Annotated in this window: 16 protein-coding genes; 10 read left to right on the top strand and 6 right to left on the bottom strand. The window is 62.8% G+C overall.

Features of this window, described 5'->3' with window-relative positions; all coding sequences use genetic code 11:
• Positions 1-63 precede the first annotated feature (63 nt).
• The gene (locus tag ACZY1F_RS08975) at positions 64-2016 is read right to left on the bottom strand and encodes a M13 family metallopeptidase (protein ID WP_463941387.1); all 1953 of its coding nucleotides are present in this window, start codon (positions 2014-2016) and stop codon (positions 64-66) included.
• A 255-nt stretch (positions 2017-2271) separates the two neighbouring features.
• Between ACZY1F_RS08975 and leuA the strand changes: the two genes are divergently transcribed.
• The 3 genes from leuA (at position 2272) to ACZY1F_RS08960 (ending at position 5681) form a co-directional block, all read left to right on the top strand.
• Complete coding sequence (gene leuA / locus ACZY1F_RS08970) at positions 2272-4011, top strand: 2-isopropylmalate synthase (protein WP_463941386.1); 1740 nt, start codon at positions 2272-2274, stop codon at positions 4009-4011.
• Positions 4012-4095: 84 nt separating this feature from the next.
• The gene (gene recO / locus ACZY1F_RS08965; protein WP_463941385.1) at positions 4096-4848 is read left to right on the top strand and encodes a DNA repair protein RecO; all 753 of its coding nucleotides are present in this window, start codon (positions 4096-4098) and stop codon (positions 4846-4848) included.
• Between the two features lie 2 nt (positions 4849-4850).
• Complete coding sequence (locus ACZY1F_RS08960) at positions 4851-5681, top strand: isoprenyl transferase (protein WP_463941384.1); 831 nt, start codon at positions 4851-4853, stop codon at positions 5679-5681.
• Here the strand turns inward: ACZY1F_RS08960 and ACZY1F_RS08955 are convergent.
• The gene (locus ACZY1F_RS08955; protein ID WP_463941383.1) at positions 5636-6646 is read right to left on the bottom strand and encodes an alpha/beta hydrolase; all 1011 of its coding nucleotides are present in this window, start codon (positions 6644-6646) and stop codon (positions 5636-5638) included. The genes ACZY1F_RS08960 and ACZY1F_RS08955 overlap by 46 nt on opposite strands.
• Positions 6647-6721: 75 nt before the next feature.
• On the opposite strand from ACZY1F_RS08955, the gene ACZY1F_RS08950 reads away from it, so the two are divergent.
• Positions 6722-7795, top strand: a complete 1074-nt coding sequence (locus tag ACZY1F_RS08950; RefSeq protein ID WP_463941382.1) for a quinone-dependent dihydroorotate dehydrogenase — start codon at positions 6722-6724, stop codon at positions 7793-7795.
• Positions 7796-7882: 87 nt separating this feature from the next.
• Here the strand turns inward: ACZY1F_RS08950 and ACZY1F_RS08945 are convergent, their stop codons facing one another.
• On the bottom strand, positions 7883-8485 hold the full coding sequence (locus ACZY1F_RS08945; protein WP_463941381.1) for a DUF3043 domain-containing protein: 603 nt from the start codon (positions 8483-8485) through the stop codon (positions 7883-7885).
• Positions 8486-8539: 54 nt separating this feature from the next.
• Here ACZY1F_RS08945 and ACZY1F_RS08940 point away from each other — a divergent pair, with 54 nt between their 5' ends.
• The 5 genes from ACZY1F_RS08940 to ACZY1F_RS08920 all read left to right on the top strand — a co-directional run bounded on the left by ACZY1F_RS08940 (position 8540) and on the right by ACZY1F_RS08920 (position 13755).
• Complete coding sequence (locus ACZY1F_RS08940; protein WP_463941380.1) at positions 8540-9985, top strand: dipeptidase; 1446 nt, start codon at positions 8540-8542, stop codon at positions 9983-9985.
• Positions 9986-10169: 184 nt separating this feature from the next.
• Positions 10170-10559 carry a HesB/IscA family protein gene (locus tag ACZY1F_RS08935; protein WP_056340087.1) on the top strand — a complete coding sequence of 130 codons (390 nt, stop codon included), beginning with the start codon at positions 10170-10172 and terminating at the stop codon, positions 10557-10559.
• Positions 10560-10746: 187 nt separating this feature from the next.
• Positions 10747-11619: an aa3-type cytochrome oxidase subunit II gene (gene ctaC, locus ACZY1F_RS08930; protein WP_463941379.1), complete on the top strand. Its 873-nt coding sequence runs from the start codon at positions 10747-10749 to the stop codon at positions 11617-11619.
• Positions 11620-11629: 10 nt separating this feature from the next.
• Positions 11630-13357 (top strand): aa3-type cytochrome oxidase subunit I, encoded by a 1728-nt coding sequence (gene ctaD / locus ACZY1F_RS08925; protein ID WP_463941378.1) that lies wholly within the window; start codon positions 11630-11632, stop codon positions 13355-13357.
• Positions 13354-13755, top strand: a complete 402-nt coding sequence (locus ACZY1F_RS08920; RefSeq protein ID WP_463941377.1) for a cytochrome c oxidase subunit 4 — start codon at positions 13354-13356, stop codon at positions 13753-13755. The genes ctaD and ACZY1F_RS08920 overlap by 4 nt, the downstream gene beginning before the upstream one ends.
• A gap of 130 nt (positions 13756-13885) precedes the next feature.
• Here ACZY1F_RS08920 and ACZY1F_RS08915 read toward each other — a convergent pair whose 3' ends face one another.
• Positions 13886-14179, bottom strand: a complete 294-nt coding sequence (locus ACZY1F_RS08915; RefSeq protein ID WP_463941376.1) for an HPr family phosphocarrier protein — start codon at positions 14177-14179, stop codon at positions 13886-13888.
• A 185-nt stretch (positions 14180-14364) separates the two neighbouring features.
• Between ACZY1F_RS08915 and ACZY1F_RS08910 the strand changes: the two genes are divergently transcribed.
• A complete protein-coding gene (locus ACZY1F_RS08910; protein ID WP_463941375.1) occupies positions 14365-15153 on the top strand; it encodes a GntR family transcriptional regulator in 789 nt (262 codons plus the stop codon).
• 92 nt (positions 15154-15245) lie between these two features.
• On the opposite strand, the gene qcrB is transcribed toward ACZY1F_RS08910, so the two are convergent.
• Positions 15246-16919: a cytochrome bc1 complex cytochrome b subunit gene (gene qcrB / locus ACZY1F_RS08905; protein ID WP_463914442.1), complete on the bottom strand. Its 1674-nt coding sequence runs from the start codon at positions 16917-16919 to the stop codon at positions 15246-15248.
• Positions 16897-17967 (bottom strand): cytochrome bc1 complex Rieske iron-sulfur subunit, encoded by a 1071-nt coding sequence (gene qcrA / locus ACZY1F_RS08900; RefSeq protein WP_282331366.1) that lies wholly within the window; start codon positions 17965-17967, stop codon positions 16897-16899. Before qcrA ends, qcrB begins: the two co-directional genes overlap by 23 nt.
• Positions 17968-17970 lie beyond the last annotated feature (3 nt).

The following is a 17970-nucleotide window of genomic DNA, read 5'->3' as shown; positions in this document are numbered from 1 at the left end:
CCCAAGAGACACAGGGAGGCGGGCCGGACGGCCCCGCCTCCCTGTGCCTCTACCAGTGGATGACTACCAGATGCTGACGCGGGCTTCTTCCGGCATCCACATGCCGTCCTGCTCAGTCACGCCGAAGGCTTCGTGGAAGGCATCCAGGTTCTTGGCAATGGCGTTAGTCCTGAACTCGTTGGGGGAGTGGGGATCCGTGGCGAGCCTCCGGATGGCCTCTTCAGACCGAATCACCTGCCGCCAGCCGGCCGCCCAGGACGCGAAGAACCTCTGCTGCCCCGTCAGCCCGTCCAGTACCTCGGGTTCCCTGCCATCGAGGCTGAGGAGATAAGCCTTGTAGGCGATGGTGAGGCCGCCAAGATCGCCGATGTTCTCCCCGAGCGTCAACTTGCCGTTGACGTTGTGCCCTGGCGCGGCATACGGCGACAATGCGTCGTACTGTGCCACCAGCTTCGCCGTGAGCTCCTCAAAGGCTGTCCTGTCGTCCTCGGTCCACCAGTTGCGCAGCGACCCGCCGCCGTCGAACTGCGACCCCTGGTCATCAAAACCGTGGCCGATCTCGTGGCCGATCACCGCTCCGATGCCGCCGTAGTTGACGGCGTCGTCCGCATCGGCTGTGAAGAACGGTGGCTGCAGAATGGCGGCCGGGAAGACAATCTCATTGAGCATCGGGTGGTAGTACGCGTTCACCGTCTGTGGCGTCATGAGCCACTTGTTGAGGTCCACGGGTTTGCCCACCTCATCCAGGTGGCGGTCGACGTCGGCGTTGTGGGCCCGCTCAACGTTTCCTAGAAGGTCTACGGGGTCGATGTCCACAGCGGAGTAATCAATCCACTTGTCGGGGTAGCCGATCTTGGCGCGGAAGGCCTCCAGTTTCCGCAACGCCTCGGACTTGGTTTCCTCACCCATCCACGCAAGGCCGGTGATGGACTGCCGGTAAGCCTCGATCAGGTTGGCCACCAAGGTCTGCATGCGGGCCTTGTGGGTTTCGGGGAAATGCTTCGAGACGTAAATCTGCCCCACGGCCTCACCGAGTGCGGCTTCCACAACGGCGACGGCCCGCTTCCAGCGGTCCTTGTTCCGGGGTGTGCCGCTGATGGTTGTTCCATAGAAGGCAAAGTTCGCGTCCACGAACTCGGCTGAAAGGTACGGTGCAGCACTGTTGACGACGCGTAGAGCCAGCCACTCTTGCCACACGGAGAGCGGCTCGGACTCCAGCAGGCCTGCTGCCCCGCTGAAGAAGTCCGGAGTGCTCACAACGATCTCGCTGCGTTTGTCGGCGTCGATCCCGGCAGCTTCGAACCAGGTATTGAGGAGCGGGAACAGCGTGGCTGCTTCTTCGGCGGATTTGAGGTTGTAGGTCTTCTGCGGGTCGCGCAGGGTGACGTTGTCCCAGTGGTGCGAAGCAAGTTTGGTTTCGAGCGCAACGACGCGCGCGGCCGCCGCCTCTGGATCGGCTACCCCTGCCAGGGTGAACATAGTGCGGACATGCTCGCCATAGGCCTTGACCATGGGGGCGAACTTTTCTTCCCGGTAGTAGGACTCGTCCGGCAGTCCGAGGCCGCCCTGGCCGGTATAGAGCAGGATGCGGTCCGGGTTGCCCGCGTCCGGCGCCGGGTAAATGTAGAAGAGCCCGGAAACGTCTGACCGGAACAGGCGCCCGGCCAGGGCCACGAGGTCTGCAACCGTGGTGGTGGCGAAGACGTCGGTAAGGCGACCGCGGATGGGCTCCATGCCCTTCGCCTCCACGGTGGCTTCGTCCATGAAGCTGTTGTAGAGCTCGCCGACCTTCCGTTCTATCCCGCTGGCGGCCTCACCTTTGGCGGCTGCTTCCTCGATGATGTCCCGGACCGCGATCTCCGCTCCGTCGCGCAGTGCGGTGAATGTTCCCTCGAGTGGCCGGTCATCCGGAATTTCCGTGGCCTTGAGCCAGGACCCGTTCACATGCTGGTACAGGTCATCCTGCGGCCTGACGGTGTGGTCAATGTTGGACAGATCGATCCCCGAGATGGGCACAGAAGCTCCTTCGTGTGACGAGCCGCGGCCGGCGCTGGCACCGGCGCGGCGTCTGCATGGTGGACGGTGCTGGAGGTGTTGCTCCTTCATCTTACGCACCCGTGTTACTGTGAAATGGTGCGCGCAGAACTGCTCCTTCTTAGCTGCCGCGGCGAGGCCTCAGACGCGATCTAGCGCAAGGCCCATCCTCGTCGCGGAGTTTGTGTTGCCCGGCCACCCTTTCAGATTTGAACCACAGAAAAGGCCCCGATTGTAATGCGAAACGCACAGAAGTCCTCCGGAATGCCCGTCCACCGCTATACGCCGTTCCAGGATCAGATCACCGTTGAACTGCCTGACCGCACGTGGCCGGACAAGGTCATCACCAAGGCCCCCCGCTGGTGCGCCGTGGACCTGCGTGACGGCAACCAGGCGCTGATCGACCCCATGAGCCCAGCCCGCAAGATGAAGATGTTCGATCTGCTGGTCCGCATGGGTTACAAGGAAATCGAGGTCGGCTTCCCGTCTGCTTCGCAGACCGATTTCGACTTCGTCCGTCAGCTCATCGTCGGAAACCACATCCCGGACGATGTCACCATCCAGGTCCTCACCCAGGCACGCGAGCATCTGATCGAGCGGACCTACGAGTCCTTGGTCGGCGCTAAGCAGGCGATTGTCCACCTGTACAACTCAACGTCCGTCCTGCAGCGCCGTGTGGTGTTCAACCAGGACCAGGACGGCATTCTGGACATCGCTCTCCAGGGCGCCCGGTTGTGCAAGAAGTACGAGGAAACCCTCGTGGACACGCACATCACGTATGAATACTCGCCGGAGTCGTTCACCGGAACCGAACTGGACTACGCGGTGCGGGTCTGCAACGCCATCGCCGACGTCTTCGAAGCATCCGCCGACAGCCAGGTCATCATCAACCTGCCTGCCACGGTGGAAATGGCCACTCCGAATGTTTACGCCGATTCCATTGAGTGGATGAGCCGGAACCTGCACCCGCGGGAAGGCATCATCCTGTCCCTGCACCCGCACAATGACCGGGGCACCGGCGTGGCTGCCGCCGAACTGGGGTACCTGGCCGGCGCGGACCGGATCGAGGGCTGCCTGTTCGGCAACGGCGAGCGGACCGGCAACGTGGACCTCGTCACCTTGGGCCTGAACATGTTCGTCCAGGGCATCGACCCCATGATCGACTTCTCCGACATCGACGAGATCCGGCGCACGGTGGAGTACTGCAATCAGCTCCCCGTCGCCGAGCGTTCCCCCTATGGCGGCGACCTCGTGTTCACAGCATTCTCAGGCTCGCACCAGGACGCCATCAAGAAGGGCTTCGAGGCGCTGGAGAAGGATGCCGCCGCCGCCGGCAAGGACGTCGCGGACTTCACCTGGCAAGTCCCGTACCTGCCTGTTGACCCCAAGGACCTGGGCCGCAGCTACGAGGCCGTCATCCGTGTCAACTCGCAGTCCGGCAAGGGTGGCGTGGCCTACCTGCTCAAGAACGAGCACAGCCTGGACCTGCCGCGCCGCGCCCAGATGGAATTCTCGGGCGTCATCCAGAAGAAGACCGATACCGTGGGCGGCGAAGTCAGCGGCGCCCAGTTGTGGCAGCATTTCCAGGACGAGTACCTGCCCTCCAGCGAAACAGACGGCCAGTGGGGCCGCTACTCGCTCGGTTCCGTCAGCACCGAAACGGATGAGGACGGCGGGATGACCCTGCACGCCTCGCTCACTGTTGACGGTGTCCAGGCCCGACGCACGGGCACCGGAAACGGGCCCATCGCCGCGCTGTTGAGCATCCTGCGCGAGGACGGCGTGGATGTCCGGGTGCTGGACTACAGCGAGCATGCCCTTTCGGAAGGCGGCAGTGCCATGGCCGCAGCCTACGTCGAGTGCGCCGTGGGGGAGCGGGTCCTGTGGGGTGTCGGTATTGATGCCAACACCAGCATGTCCTCGCTCAAGGCCGTTATTTCCGCAGTCAACCGGGCCATCCGGGATTCCCGCGCCTGATTCGGAAGACGTTGCGCGCCGGGATTCCCGGCGCGCAACGCACCGGCATTGCCGGCTTTCCGGAACTCAGTGCGAAGATTAACCGTGGTCCAACAATCGTTTGCTGCCCGGTCCTACCGGGATGACGCCGTGGTGCTCCGTACCCACAAGCTGGGCGAAGCCGACCGCATCATCACCCTGCTGACCAAACACCACGGCCAGATCCGCGCCGTCGCCAAGGGCGTGCGGCGGACCAGCAGCAAGTTTGGGGCGCGGCTGGAGCCTTTTATGGTTGCCGACCTGCAGCTGGTCTCCGGAAAGACACTGGACATCGTCACCCAGGCGGTTGCTAAGGGCGCCTACGGCAGTAACATCGCCGCAGACTATGGCCGCTACACGGTCGCCGCTGCCATGACGGAAACTGCGGAGAAACTGACCGACGTCGACGGCGAAGCCGGCACCGCCCAGTACAACCTGCTGGTAGGTGCGCTGGCATCGCTCAGCCGGGCCGAACACGCGCCCGGACTGATCCTCGATTCCTATCTCCTGCGCGCACTTGCCACCGGCGGCTGGGCGCCGAGTTTTACCGACTGTGCCCGTTGCGTCCGGCCCGGCCCCCATACGGCGTTTTCGGCTCCGCTCGGCGGCATGGTCTGCGCTGACTGCAGGCCACCGGGTTCGCCTGCGCCGGCGGCAGAGACCGTCGCGCTGCTGGGTGCCCTGCTGACAGGGGACTGGACGACGGCGGACGGTTCGCAGGTGCCGCACCGCCGGGAGGCAGCAGGGTTGGTGGCCGTATACCTGCAATGGCACCTTGAACGTGTCCTGAAATCCCTCAAACATGTGGAGCGTGGCTGATAGTGGCCTTGGGTAAAAAGAAGAGTCCTTCGAGGCAACGGACCACCCCTGTGGTGGCACCGTATCCGCACCCTTCAGGCGCGGTTGCCCCGGCGATCCCCGCCGAATTCGTACCCCGCCATGTGGCGATTGTGATGGACGGAAACGGCCGTTGGGCCAACCAGCGGGGCCTGCCTCGGATCGAGGGTCACAAAGCGGGCGAGCCTGCCCTGCTGGATGTCGTGGCGGGCGCCATCGAGCTGGGAATCGAGTTCGTGAGCGTCTATGCATTCTCCACCGAAAACTGGCGCCGCTCACCTGAAGAGGTCCGCTTTTTAATGGGTTTTAACAAGGATGTGCTACGAAGGCAGCGAAACCAGCTGGACGAGTGGGGCGTCCGCGTGCGGTGGTCCGGCCGGCGTCCCAGGCTGTGGGGCTCGGTGATCCGCGAACTTGAAGCGGCCGAGGAATTTACAGCGGGCAACAGCACCTGCACGTTGACCATGTGTGTTAATTACGGCGGCCGGGCGGAAATCACAGACGCAGTATCGGCAATTGCCGCGGAGGTTGCCGCAGGCCGGCTCAAGCCCGGTGCCATCACCGAGAAAACTATCCAGAAGTTCCTGGACGAGCCAGACCTGCCGGACGTTGACCTTTTCCTGCGGAGCTCGGGGGAGCAACGGCTCTCCAATTTCCTGCTGTGGCAGTCGGCGTACGCGGAGTTCGTCTTTATGGACACGCTGTGGCCCGACGTCGACCGGCGGACGCTCTGGGACGCCGTCGAAATCTATGCCCAGCGGGACCGGCGCTACGGCGGGGCCGTCGACGCCGCGCCCGGTTCAGTGGTTCCGTAACCCCGCAGCCAGCGGGCGAGCCGCGCATAGGCGTCGGCCCGCACTTTGGCAGGGGAGAGGAAGACGTCGTGGAGCGCGCCGTCGATCCGTTCGACCGTGACGCTGTGCCCCAGTGTCAGGGCGCGGAGAGCGATGATGTTGACGTCCAGTACAGCGTCGGTACGCCGCATTTCCTCGGACCAGAACGGCCCTGTCGCGCTTCCCCGCGACAGCAGCACCAGGATGGGTATGTCGATGTCCAGCCCCCGCGCCACCTTGGTGTGGCCGGCCAGGATGGCGCTAAGCCAGCCCGCGCGGAGCGGAAATGCCATGGGCGGACGAAACCTGTCGTCAAGCGGCCACTCGCCGTCGGCTGAACTGCTGATGGTCCGCCAGTAGAACCCCCGCTCGGGCAGCCGCAGGACAGCCTCCGGCCGGAACCGGGCCACGGGTCCCACCATCGTCGACGCAGCAAGGCGCACCAGTGAACTGCCGTGCATCTCCAGCCAAGGACTGTTTAACACCAGTTGGGATGCTGCTCCGGGGTGGTTGCTGACCCAGAGGGCAGCCACCAGGCCGCCGGTGGAGTGACCCATCAGCGTTAGGGAAGCCTCGGGTTCCAGTTCCGGAGTGCGCGTGTCTGCCTGAATGATGGCGATGGCCGCTTCGATCTCGGCGTCATAGTCCGCCAGGTTCGCCACGTAGCCGCCCGGCGTTTCCGGGCGCAGGCTGCGGCCGTGGTTGTGCATGTCCAGGGCATAGAATTCGTAGCCCCGACCGGTCCAAAATTGGGCAAGATCCGCGTTGAAGAAGTAGTCGCTCCAACCATGGAGGAACAGCACGGTCCGTCGCCGGCGGGTGGCCGCCGGCTCGTTCGCTGGCCGGAAACGCACCAGCGTGGCGGTGCGCTGGATGCCGTCGTCGCCACCGGCCTCGAAGGTGCAGGCTTCGAAGCCCGCACCGAGAATATCTGGCTGCCACCTCATGGCTTTATGCTAGCCGGGGCCGCGTGTATGGCGGCCCGGTTTGGTCAGGACCGTTCGAGACGGAAAACTAGAGCCATGCGCGTATATCCGACATTCTTCAAGCTGGCCTTTTCGTGGATGGACGCGGAACGCGCCCACAAGATCGGATTCAAGGGAATCAAGTTCGCCCATACTTCCGGCGCAGGACGGCTGCTGCACCGGTTCACGGCGCCCGCGGCCTCCCTGCAGACTTCTGCCTTCGGGCTGACCTTCCCGTCCCCGTTCGGCCTCGCAGCCGGGTTCGACAAGGAGGGATTCGGCATCGAGGCCCTCACCGAACTTGGTTTTGGCCATGTAGAAGTAGGAACCATAACCGGGCAGGCGCAGCCGGGCAACGAGAAGCCGCGCCTTTTCAGGCTCATCGAGGACCGGGCTGTTATTAACCGGATGGGGTTCAATAACGATGGCGCTGCCGCCGTAGAACCGCGCCTCAAAGCGGCACGCGCGGCGCTGCAGCGCCGGCAACCCGCGGTGCGCCCCGTGATCGGGGTGAACATTGGCAAGAGTAAAGTTGTGGAACTCGACGACGCTGTGGCCGATTACCTGATCAGTGCGAGGAGCCTGGCGCCGGCCGCGGACTACCTGGTGGTCAACGTCAGCTCGCCCAACACGCCCGGGCTGCGCCTCCTGCAGGATGTCCAGACGCTGCGCCCGCTGCTCACGGCGGTGGGGGAGGCAGCGGACAAGGCGGCTGGCCGGCACGTCCCGCTGCTGGTCAAGATTGCCCCGGACCTCAGCGATGAGGACATCGACGACGTCGCCAAGCTGGCCTTGGACCTCAAGCTGGACGGCATTATTGCCACAAATACCACCATCGGGCGTGAGGGGCTGGCGTCGCCGGCTGCGAAAGTGGACGAATGTGGTGCCGGCGGCCTGTCCGGGGCACCACTGAAGCAGCGCTCCTTGGAAGTCCTTCGCCGGCTTAAGGAGGCCACCGGGGGTACGATCACGCTGGTGGCCGTCGGCGGCGTCGAGACGGCGGAAGACGTCCAGGACCGGTTGGATGCCGGGGCCACACTGGTCCAGGGCTACACAGCCTTCCTGTACGAAGGGCCGTTCTGGGCGGCACGGATCAACCGCGACCTGGCGAAGGCCCGACGCAACAGCTGATTAAGCAACAAAACCCCGGCAGTCTGGCTGCCGGGGTTTTGTTGTCTAAGAAGAAATGCGCTGCCGGCGCTTGATCCGGCGTGCCGATCAGGACGGGTATTGCCCGCGCTTCACGAGCGGCTTGGGCAGGCGCAGTTTGCGGAACTGCAGGGAGCGCATGGAGCCGTACCAAACGGTGCCACGCTCAACCTCGCCGAACTTCTCGGTCAGCTTCTTGCGGAGTTGCCGGGACAGAATGAACACATCCACAAAGACGGCCAGGAACATCACCCAGAAACCGCCCAGGACATAAACCATCTGCTCACTGGAAGCGGGAACGATCAGGGAAATGATGACAAATACGAGGGCACCGAACATCAGGTATTCGCCCAGACTGAAGCGCGCATCGACGTAGTCGCGGGCATAACGCTTCTGCGGTCCCTTGTCGCGCAAGGGCAGGAACTTCTCATCACCTGTATCGAGCGCCTGGCGCATCTTGGTCCGCTGGTCCTGGATGGCCTGGCGCTCAGCGGCCTTGGACGCCTTGCGGTCCTCCGGCACCAGGGGCCGCTTGCGGGCTGCCTCCTGGGCTTTGCGCTTGGGCGTGGGCGCACCCTTGCCCAACGCGGCATCCTGCCGGGCTGCCGCTTCAGCGGCCTGCTGGTCTATTGATTGCTGCGCCGTTGGCGCTTCCTTTTTACGTCCGAACACGTGAACAGAATACCTTGCGGCCCAACGAGTTTCGGCGCGGGTATTGTGTTCGCCATGACTCCCACTCCAGCAGCCAACCTGTCCGACGCCAACACCCCCGGCTCCGGTCACCCTGCACCGGCCATCGACGCCGACGGACTCAAGCTCTCCGTCGCAGCTTCGTTCGACTCCACCCTCCACCGGCTCAAGGAACTTGTGGCCATTCCCGGCATCGCCTGGCCCAGTTTTGATCCTGCCCCCTTGGAAGCCAGTGCGCAGGCCGTAGCGGAACTGTTGCGCACCGCCGGCGTGGAAGATGTCCAGGTCCTGCGCAGTAACAAGGACGACGGCGCCCCCGGCGGTCCTGCAGTCGTCGCACGCCGCCAGGCGGCAGAAGGGAAGCCGACTATCCTGCTGTACGCCCACCACGACGTCCAGCCGCCCGGTGACCCGGCGCTGTGGGAAACTGAGCCTTTTGCCGCCGTCGAACGGGACGGCAGGCTTTACGGCCGTGGCGCTGCTGACGACAAAGCCGGGATCATGGCCCATGTTGCCGCCTATGCTGCAGCGACCGAAGTTTTGGGCACTCAATTTGGCCTTGGCGTGACGTTCTTTTTCGAAGGGGAGGAGGAAGCAGGTTCTCCGACCTTCCGTTCGTTCCTGGAAACGCACCGGGAACTGCTGAAGGCCGACGTGATCGTGGTGGCCGACTCCAGCAACTGGAAGGTTGGCATTCCGGCCCTGACCACCAGCTTGCGCGGCCTTGTGGACGGAACCATTGAAGTTCAGGTGCTGGAGCATGCTGTCCACTCGGGCATGTTCGGTGGACCCGTTCTGGATGGGCCAACCCTGCTGGCCCGTTTGATTGCCACCCTGCACGACGCAGACGGCAACGTGGCTATCGAAGGCCTCGTATCGAATGACAACGTCGGTGTGGAGCTCACCGAAGCGGAGTACCGTGCCGATTCCTCCGTTCTCGACGGCGTCCGGCTCGCCGGCACGGGCAGCATCGCCGCACGGCTGTGGACTAAGCCCGCCCTGTCCATCATCGGCTTCGACGCGCCCGCCGTGGACGTGGCCTCGAATACGCTCCTGCCGCGGGCGCGTGCCAAGTTCAGCCTGCGCCTGGCGCCTGGCCAGGATCCGGCGGCAGCGATGGAAGCCGTTCAACGCCACGTCCAGGCCAACGCACCCTTTGGGGCAAAGGTGGTGTTCACTCCCGGGGAAAGCGGAAAGTCGTTCCTCGCTGATACATCCTCAAAGGCAGCGAAGTTCGCCATGTGGGCGCTGGGGGAGGCCTGGGGTGTTCCGGCGGTGGAGATGGGGATCGGCGGGTCAATTCCTTTTATCGCGGACCTGATGGACGTTTATCCGGACGTCCAGATCCTCGTGACCGGTGTCGAGGATCCCGATTCCCGTGCCCACAGTGCCAACGAGTCCCTCCACATTGGTGATTTTCAGAACGCCGTGGTGGCCGAGGCGCTGCTGCTCGCCCGGCTGAACGCAGAAGGCCTGGCCTGAATCGCAGGCCCCGTGGATGCCGGCATCCCTCCACCGTTGGGAACAATCAGCGGACAGGGTTGGTTACGTCAGGAGTTAGAGCTACAGGGCTGACCGAAGTAGCATGTAGCTATAGCCCGTACCGTATCCGTAGGGGCAGGCACCGCTCACGCGGGGCCGCCAGGACCGTCCTAAGGTAGGCCAAATGAGCACCGCAACCAACGAGAACATCACCGAGACCACCAGCGCTGCCAGCGATGAACTGGCCGCACACGAGGTCAAACTGACCGACGTCGCAGCAGGCAAGGTGCGCAGCCTCCTGGAGCAGGAAGGCCGGACCGATCTCCGCCTCCGCGTTGCCGTCCAGCCCGGCGGCTGCTCTGGCCTCATTTACCAGTTGTACTTCGACGAGCGCCTCCTCGACGGGGATGCCGTCCGCGACTATGACGGCGTCGAAGTTGTGGTGGACAAGATGAGCGTGCCGTACCTCAGCGGAGCCAGCATCGACTTCGAGGACACCATCTCCAAGCAGGGCTTCACCATCGACAACCCCAACGCCGGTGGCTCCTGCGCCTGTGGCGATTCGTTCCACTGACCCGGTTCTTTCGCCCGATGCCGGCGCCTGCTTTCCGTCTGCCAAAAACGGCACGGAGGCACGGCGCCGACATGTGGGCGAAACGCCCGGCAGAGCGGTAAGCTCTACACCGAGTAGTAAAACTTTTAGTGTGCCCGGCCGGCCCCTTGGGTGGACGGGCAACAGCAACAAGTAGGAAGGGCCGTCTGTGAGTTCGCAGAACCGAACCGGCAGCCGACGCAAAACGATCACTACGATCTCAGGCTTGGCAGTTGCCGGCGCGTTGGTTTTGACTGGATGTTCGCCAGAGGTAGAGAAGGGGTGGCTGCCCACCGAGCGTGGCACCACCAATCACACTGACCGGATCATGGACCTCTGGGTCAACTCATGGATTGCAGCCCTTGTTGTGGGCATCATCACGTGGGGTTTGATCGTTTGGTGCCTTGTCGCCTACCGCCGCCGCAAGGGCACCACGGGTTTCCCGCGGCAGACCAGCTTTAACCTCCCCCTGGAGGTCTTTTACCTGACAATCCCGCTGTTCATGGTCCTGGTGTTCTTCTACTTCACGGACCGCGACCAGCAGGCCATCGATGACCGCTCCAAGCCGGCCGACGTCGTTGTTGACGTCCGCGGCAAGCAGTGGGCCTGGGACTTCAACTACAAGTCCGGGGACGTCGTGACCGAGGATGTCTACGAGGCAGGAGTCCAGGCACACCTGACGGGCAACACCATCAATAAGGAAGCGCTCCCGACGCTCTACCTGCCGGTTGGAAAGTCAGTTGACCTCGAACTGAACTCCCGCGATGTCATTCACTCTTTCTGGGTTCCCGCCTTCCTGCAGAAGCGCGACATGATCCCCGGCAAGACCAACTACATCAGGTTCACCCCCACCAAAGAGGGAACCTACGACGGCAAGTGCGCCGAGCTCTGTGGTGAGTACCACTCCGAAATGCTGTTCCGCGTCAAGGTTGTCTCCGAAGCCGAATTCCAGGCTCACATGGACAAGCTCAAGGCAGATGGCAACACGGGACTTCTCGGCGAAGAGTATGACCGCAACCCGAACCTGAACGAAATTAAGTAAGGGGAGCGACGTGGCTACTTATACCCAGACCGCACCTGCCGGAACCCTTGAGGCTCCCGTAGTTCCTAAGTCCAAGGGACGCATTGTCGTCAACTGGATCACCTCCACCGACCACAAGACCATCGGGTACATGTACCTGATCGCGTCGTTTGTGTTCTTCTGCTTCGGTGGCGTCATGGCCCTGCTCATCCGGGCTGAACTGTTCGAACCGGGCATGCAGATCCTGCAGACCAAAGAGCAGTACAACCAGCTCTTCACGATGCACGGCACCGTTATGCTGCTGATGTTCGCGACGCCGCTGTTCGCCGGCTTCACCAACGTCATCATGCCGCTGCAGATCGGTGCCCCCGACGTCGCGTTCCCGCGGCTGAACGCACTGGCCTTCTGGTTCTTCCTCTTCGGCTCCACCATCGCGGTGTCCGGCTTCATCACCCCCCAGGGTGCGGCGTCGTTCGGCTGGTTCGCTTACGCGCCGCTGTCCAACACGACGTTCAGCCCCGGCATCGGCGGTGACCTGTGGGTCTTCGGCCTGGCGCTGTCCGGCTTCGGCACCATTCTGGGTGCGGTCAACTTCATCACCACCATCATCTGCATGCGCGCTCCGGGCATGACCATGTGGCGGATGCCCATCTTCACCTGGAACGCCCTGGTGACGTCCATCCTCGTGCTGATGGCCTTCCCGCCGCTGGCTGCCGCATTGTTCGCGCTTGGTGCCGACCGCCGCTTCGGGGCCCACATCTTCGATCCGGAAAACGGTGGCGCCGTACTTTGGCAGCACCTGTTCTGGTTCTTCGGCCACCCTGAGGTGTACATCATCGCGTTGCCGTTCTTCGGCATTGTGTCCGAGATCTTCCCGGTCTTCAGCCGCAAGCCGATCTTCGGCTACAAGGGCCTGGTCTACGCGACCATCGCCATTGCGGCCCTGTCCGTGACCGTGTGGGCGCACCACATGTACGTAACCGGTTCGGTGCTGTTGCCGTTCTTCGCCTTCATGACCATGCTGATCGCGGTCCCCACCGGGGTGAAGTTCTTCAACTGGATCGGCACCATGTGGCGGGGATCCATTACATTCGAGACTCCGATGCTGTGGAGCATCGGCTTCCTCATCACGTTCCTCTTCGGTGGCCTGACCGGCATCATCCTGGCGTCGCCGCCGCTGGACTTCCACGTGTCCGATTCCTACTTCGTGGTGGCGCACTTCCACTACGTGGTGTTCGGCACGGTGGTGTTCGCGATGTTCGCGGGCTTCTACTTCTGGTGGCCCAAGTGGACCGGCAAGATGCTGAACGAGCGCCTCGGAAAGATCCACTTCTGGCTCCTGTTCCTCGGCTTCCACGGCACGTTCCTGATCCAGCACTGGCTGGGCGTTGAAGGCATGCCCCGCCGTTACGCGGACTACCTGGTGGAGGACAACTTCACGTGGATGAACCAGTTCTCGACCATCTCCTCGTTTGTGCTGGGTGCATCCCTGATTCCCTTCTTCTGGAACGTCTACATCACCTGGCGCAGCTCCGAGCGCGTCGAAGTGGACGATCCCTGGGGCTTTGGCGCCTCGCTCGAGTGGGCTACGTCCTGCCCGCCGCCGCGCCACAACTTCACCTCGCTGCCCCGGATCCGTTCAGAGCGTCCCGCCCTGGACCTCCACCACCCGGAGCTCTCGCAGGTACACACCGTTGAATCGCCTGCAGCCGCAGCAGCGGTGTTCGGTAACGCCGACCAGAAGGACACTGCCAAGTGAAAATCGAATCATGGATATTTGGAGCCGGAGTCTTCTTCTTTGTGCCGGTTTCCCTGGTCTACGGTTTCCTGACCAACTGGCATGAGTGGGTCGGAACCCTTGGGATCCTCCTGGTGGGCGGACTTTCCGGAATGATCGGCGGCTACCTTGGATTCACCGGCAAGCGGGTCGGGATGCGTCCCGAGGACCGCAATGATGCCGAGATCCACGAAGGTGCCGGCGAGCAGGGACACTTCAGCCCCTGGAGCTGGTGGCCCCTGGTCCTGGGCCTCGCCTGCGCGGGCGGTTTCCTGGGCCTCGCAGTGGGTTGGTGGATCCTGTTCATCGCAGGTGGTCTCGCAGTTGTAGCCCTTGTGGGTTGGGTCTTCGAGTACAGCCGTGGGGACCACGCCCACTAGAAGCCCCCGGGCTTCAGCGGATATTTGCAAAACTACGACGTCGGGCCCCACCTTCTGGTGGGGCCCGACGTCGTTTCTGTTCGTTTGCTTTCGGCGCAGGCAGTCATGGGCCAATGCGTCCTGGGAGCGGCTACCTGGCTCCCTGTGACTCTAGAAGTTCTGCCAGCGCACGGAGTGCCGCCGTGGCGTCGCGGTGACTGACAGGGCCACTGAGGGCGCTGTCGGCGACTGAAAGCTCTACTTCGCAGCCGAACGGGAAGTCGGCAGTCATGACTTCCAGCAGGGAACGGGCGTCGACACCCCGGATACCGGCCTTGCGGATAGTCACAGGCAGTCCCGTTTCGGTCACTGCCCTGACGAACATCGCGGCGGGACGGGCATGCAAGCCGACGGACGCTAACACAACGGCCTTATGCACTGGCAAGGGGTCTCCCATTTCCTGACGGCCCCCATACCGTCATCGCTGAATTTCCTGTCCAATATATCCGGCTGGATGGCCGCGCGACCAAACGGGTGAAGCCGGCCGCTTCGGCGCTGGAAGTGGTCTAGTCCGGCGGTGCTGCTTGCCTTAAGCTTGGATAGTGAAAACTGAAGCAAGGGCTTACCTCCGTGGCTGATGCCCGCGGCGTTGCCGGCGAGATTGACCGCGGCAGCGGGATTGCCATCTACATCCAACTCAGAGAGATCCTGCGGGCCTACATCAGCGATTCCTGCCCGCCCGGATCCGCCCTGCCCTCGGAACGTGACCTTGCCCTGCGGTTCGGCCTGGCCCGGATGACAGTCCGGCAGGCTATCGATGCCTTGGTCGGCGAGGAAGTCCTCGAACGGGTTGTCGGCCTCGGCACATTCGTACGGAAGCCCAAACTCGACCTTCAGGTGAAACTCACCTCGTACAGCGAGGAGATGCAACGCCGCGGCATGATCCCGGCCGCCAAAGTCCTGAGCTTTGAACAGATCGGGGCCAGTGCTTTTCTGGCCCGTGAGCTGCAGGTGGAGGAGGGGACGCCACTGGTCCGTTTCCGTCGGCTGCTGCTGGCGGACGGCGAGCCCATGAGCGTGGACGAGAACTTCATCCCGGCACAGCGGGTCCCGGGACTGTTGGATGGCGAGCCCCCAACATCGCTCTACAACGTGCTGAGTGAGCAGTTCGGCCTCGTGATGGAGTGGGGGGAAGACATGATCGAAGCGACGGCTGCTTCCCCTTCGACGGCACGGTTGCTCAATGTCGACGTCGGCGCCCCCTTGCTCAAAATCCAGAGGCACGCCTTTGTTGCCCGGGCGATGGTTGACTACTCAGTTTCCTACTACCGTGCCGACCGATACAAGCTATGGGTACCGCTCCAGCGGCCAGGTGCGAGGCCTGCCCGTAACCAATCGCTGGGCTACCGGAACCACTAGTAGCGGGCCGGCAGCAGCCAACAGCGGCAGTCGCCGGCAACGGGAAAGGCCCGGTCCAAATGGACCGGGCCTTCCCGTTACTGCTATGAGTGTTAGTGGCTGAGGCTCTTGGTTTCCTCGCCGGCCTCTACCGCAGGGGCGTGGTGGCCATGGGCGGCCTCCAGCTCTGCCGGCGTAGCCGGTGCAACACGGTCCTCGAAGAACCACTTGGACAGGAAAGCACGCTGCTTTTCCTTGCGCGTCACAATGCCGTGGTCGTTGGGCACCGCGGGCAGCGGCGAGGGTGATTCGAAGCCAACGAGCTTGTAGCGCTTGTACTCATCGAGAGGCGCGTGCACTTCGATGAATTCACCGTGCGGGAGACGGACAATACGTCCTGTTTCCCGGCCGTGGAGCGCGATCTCACGGTCCTTGCGCTGGAGTGCGAGGGCTACCCGCTTGGCGACGACAAACGCGATGACCGGGCCGATGAAGAACAAGGCGCGGAGCCAGTACGTCACATCGTTCAGGGACACATGGAAGTGTGTTGCGATGAGGTCCGAACCAGCGGCGGCCCACATCACGCAGTACCAGACGAAGCCGGCGACCCCGATGGCGGTGCGGGTGGGGGCGTTCCGCGGACGGTCCAGGACATGGTGTTCGCGGGTGTCCTTGGTGATCCAGCTTTCGATCCAAGGGTACATAAACATCACCGTGAACAGAATGCCCGCAGGCACCAGGGCAGGCAGCAGTACATTCAGCGTCAGGGTGTATCCGAAGATGACGTACTCGAAGTGGAAATCGCCGATAACACCAGGCATAAGCCTCAGCGCGCCGTCAACAAATCCGATGTACCAGTCAGGCTGTGTACCGGCCGATACAGGGGAGGGGTCGTAGGGGCCGTAGTTCCAGATCGGGTTGATGGTGAAGAATGCCGCCATCAGGGCAATGACACCGAACACGATGAAGAAGAAGCCGCCAGCCTTGGCTGCGTACACGGGACCGAGCGGGTAGCCAACAACATTGCCGTCGTTGCGGCCCGGGCCGGGGTACTGGGTGTGCTTGTGCACAACCACCATAAAGAGGTGCAGAACGATCATCAAGAGGATGAGCGCAGGGACGAGCAGGATGTGCAGCATGTAGAGGCGGCCGATCACAGCCGTTCCCGGGAATTCTCCGCCGAAGAGGAAGAAGGAAATGTAGGTTCCAACAACGGGGATGGACTTGATAACACCGTCAATGATCCTCAGTCCGTTGCCGGAGAGCAGGTCATCGGGAAGGGAGTAGCCGGTGAAGCCGGCTGCCATGGCGAGGATCAGCAGTACGCTGCCGACAACCCAGTTCATTTCACGCGGTTTGCGGAAAGCCCCGGTGAAGAAAACGCGCAGCATGTGCACGCCGATCGACGCGACGAAGAGCAGCGCGGCCCAGTGGTGGACCTGGCGCATAAACAGGCCACCACGGACGTCGAAGGAAATGTCCAGCGAGGAACTGTACGCAACGGACATTTCGACGTTCTTCAACGGCAGGTATGAACCGTCGTAGTGGGTCTCCGCCATGGACGGATCAAAGAAGAAGGTCAGGAAGGTGCCCGAGAGCAACAGGATGACGAAGGAGTAGAGGGCGACTTCACCGAACATGAATGACCAGTGGTCGGGGAACACCTTGCGACCGAATTCACGCAGGATTCCTGATCCGCCAACTCGCGCGTCAACAAAATCAGTGATGCGTCCGGCTTTAGTCTTGGCGACGAAGGCGGGGGCTTCAGCTCTTGATGCTGCGCTCATGCTCATCACGCTCCCAGTAACTCGGTCCTACAGGTTCATTGAAGTCGCTGGTTGCGACCAGGTAGCCCTCGGCGTCCACTGCAATCGGCAGCTGCGGGAGGGGCCGGCTGGCCGGGCCAAAGATCACTTTGCACTCGTTGGTGAGGTCAAAGGTGGACTGGTGGCACGGGCACAGCAGGTGGTGCGTCTGCTGCTCGTACAGAGCAACAGGGCAACCGACATGGGTGCAGATCTTGGAATAGGCAACGATTCCGTTGTAGCTCCAGTCTTCGCGGCCCTCGGAGGGGTTCAGCGAAGCGGGGTCAAGGCGCATCAGCAGGACTACTGCCTTGGCTTTTTCGTTGAGCTTGCCTTCATGCAATTCGTTAAGGCCCTCAGGAATTACGTGGAAGGCCGAACCGATGGTGACGTCAGAGGCCTTAATAGGTGTGCCGTCGGGGTCGCGGGTGAGGCGCTTGAGCTTGCCCTCCTGCGGTGCCCACATCGTGTGGGACAGCGCCCGGTCGGGGCGGGGGCCGAGGTCACCGAAAACCGCTATTGCGGGAAGCGGTGCCAAGGCCATTGCACCGAGCAGCGTGTTGCGGATGAGGGGGCGGCGCTTAATGCCGGTCTCTTCCACGATGTCATCCACGATCCGGACTGCCGCTAGGCGGTCTTCTTCGGTGCGGATGGGATGGCGCTCCTCGGAGACTTCATGGTCCGGCATGAGGGCCTTCGCCCAGTGCACAATACCGGTGCCAATGCCGAGCATGGCAAACGCGGTACCAACGCCAAGCAGGGCGTTCTGCAGCCGGATGGTGGCGATGCTGGTGCCCTCGCCCAAATCGATGGCGAAGTACGCCACCAGGAAGATCAGGGTGCCGACAACTGACGCGCCGAAAAGTACGGCGACCTGCCGTTCTGCACGCTTTGCGGCCTTCGGGTCCGTGTCGGCCAGGCGCAAACGGTGCGGGGGAATTCCAGGATCCTGGAACTTCTCCACCTCATTCTGACCAGCCGTAGCTACGGTGCCCGAGTGGTTCGGACTGCCGTCACTATGGTTGCCCATAAT

This window comes from Pseudarthrobacter xylosi, assembly GCF_055412765.1.
The sequence above is the reverse complement of the archived record's forward strand: the minus strand, read 5'-3'. Positions and strand labels throughout refer to the sequence as shown.

What these genes read in the sequence shown, in the direction of transcription:
- leuA (WP_463941386.1), top strand. Translation starts at nt 2,272, where the DNA reads ATGCGAAACGCACAGAAGTCCTCCGGAATGCCCGTCCACCGCTATACG.
- ACZY1F_RS08955 (WP_463941383.1), bottom strand. Translation starts at nt 6,646, where the DNA reads ATGAGGTGGCAGCCAGATATTCTCGGTGCGGGCTTCGAAGCCTGCACC.
- ACZY1F_RS08950 (WP_463941382.1), top strand. Translation starts at nt 6,722, where the DNA reads ATGCGCGTATATCCGACATTCTTCAAGCTGGCCTTTTCGTGGATGGAC.
- ACZY1F_RS08940 (WP_463941380.1), top strand. Translation starts at nt 8,540, where the DNA reads ATGACTCCCACTCCAGCAGCCAACCTGTCCGACGCCAACACCCCCGGC.
- ACZY1F_RS08935 (WP_056340087.1), top strand. Translation starts at nt 10,170, where the DNA reads ATGAGCACCGCAACCAACGAGAACATCACCGAGACCACCAGCGCTGCC.
- qcrB (WP_463914442.1), bottom strand. Translation starts at nt 16,919, where the DNA reads ATGAGCGCAGCATCAAGAGCTGAAGCCCCCGCCTTCGTCGCCAAGACT.
- qcrA (WP_282331366.1), bottom strand. Translation starts at nt 17,967, where the DNA reads ATGGGCAACCATAGTGACGGCAGTCCGAACCACTCGGGCACCGTAGCT.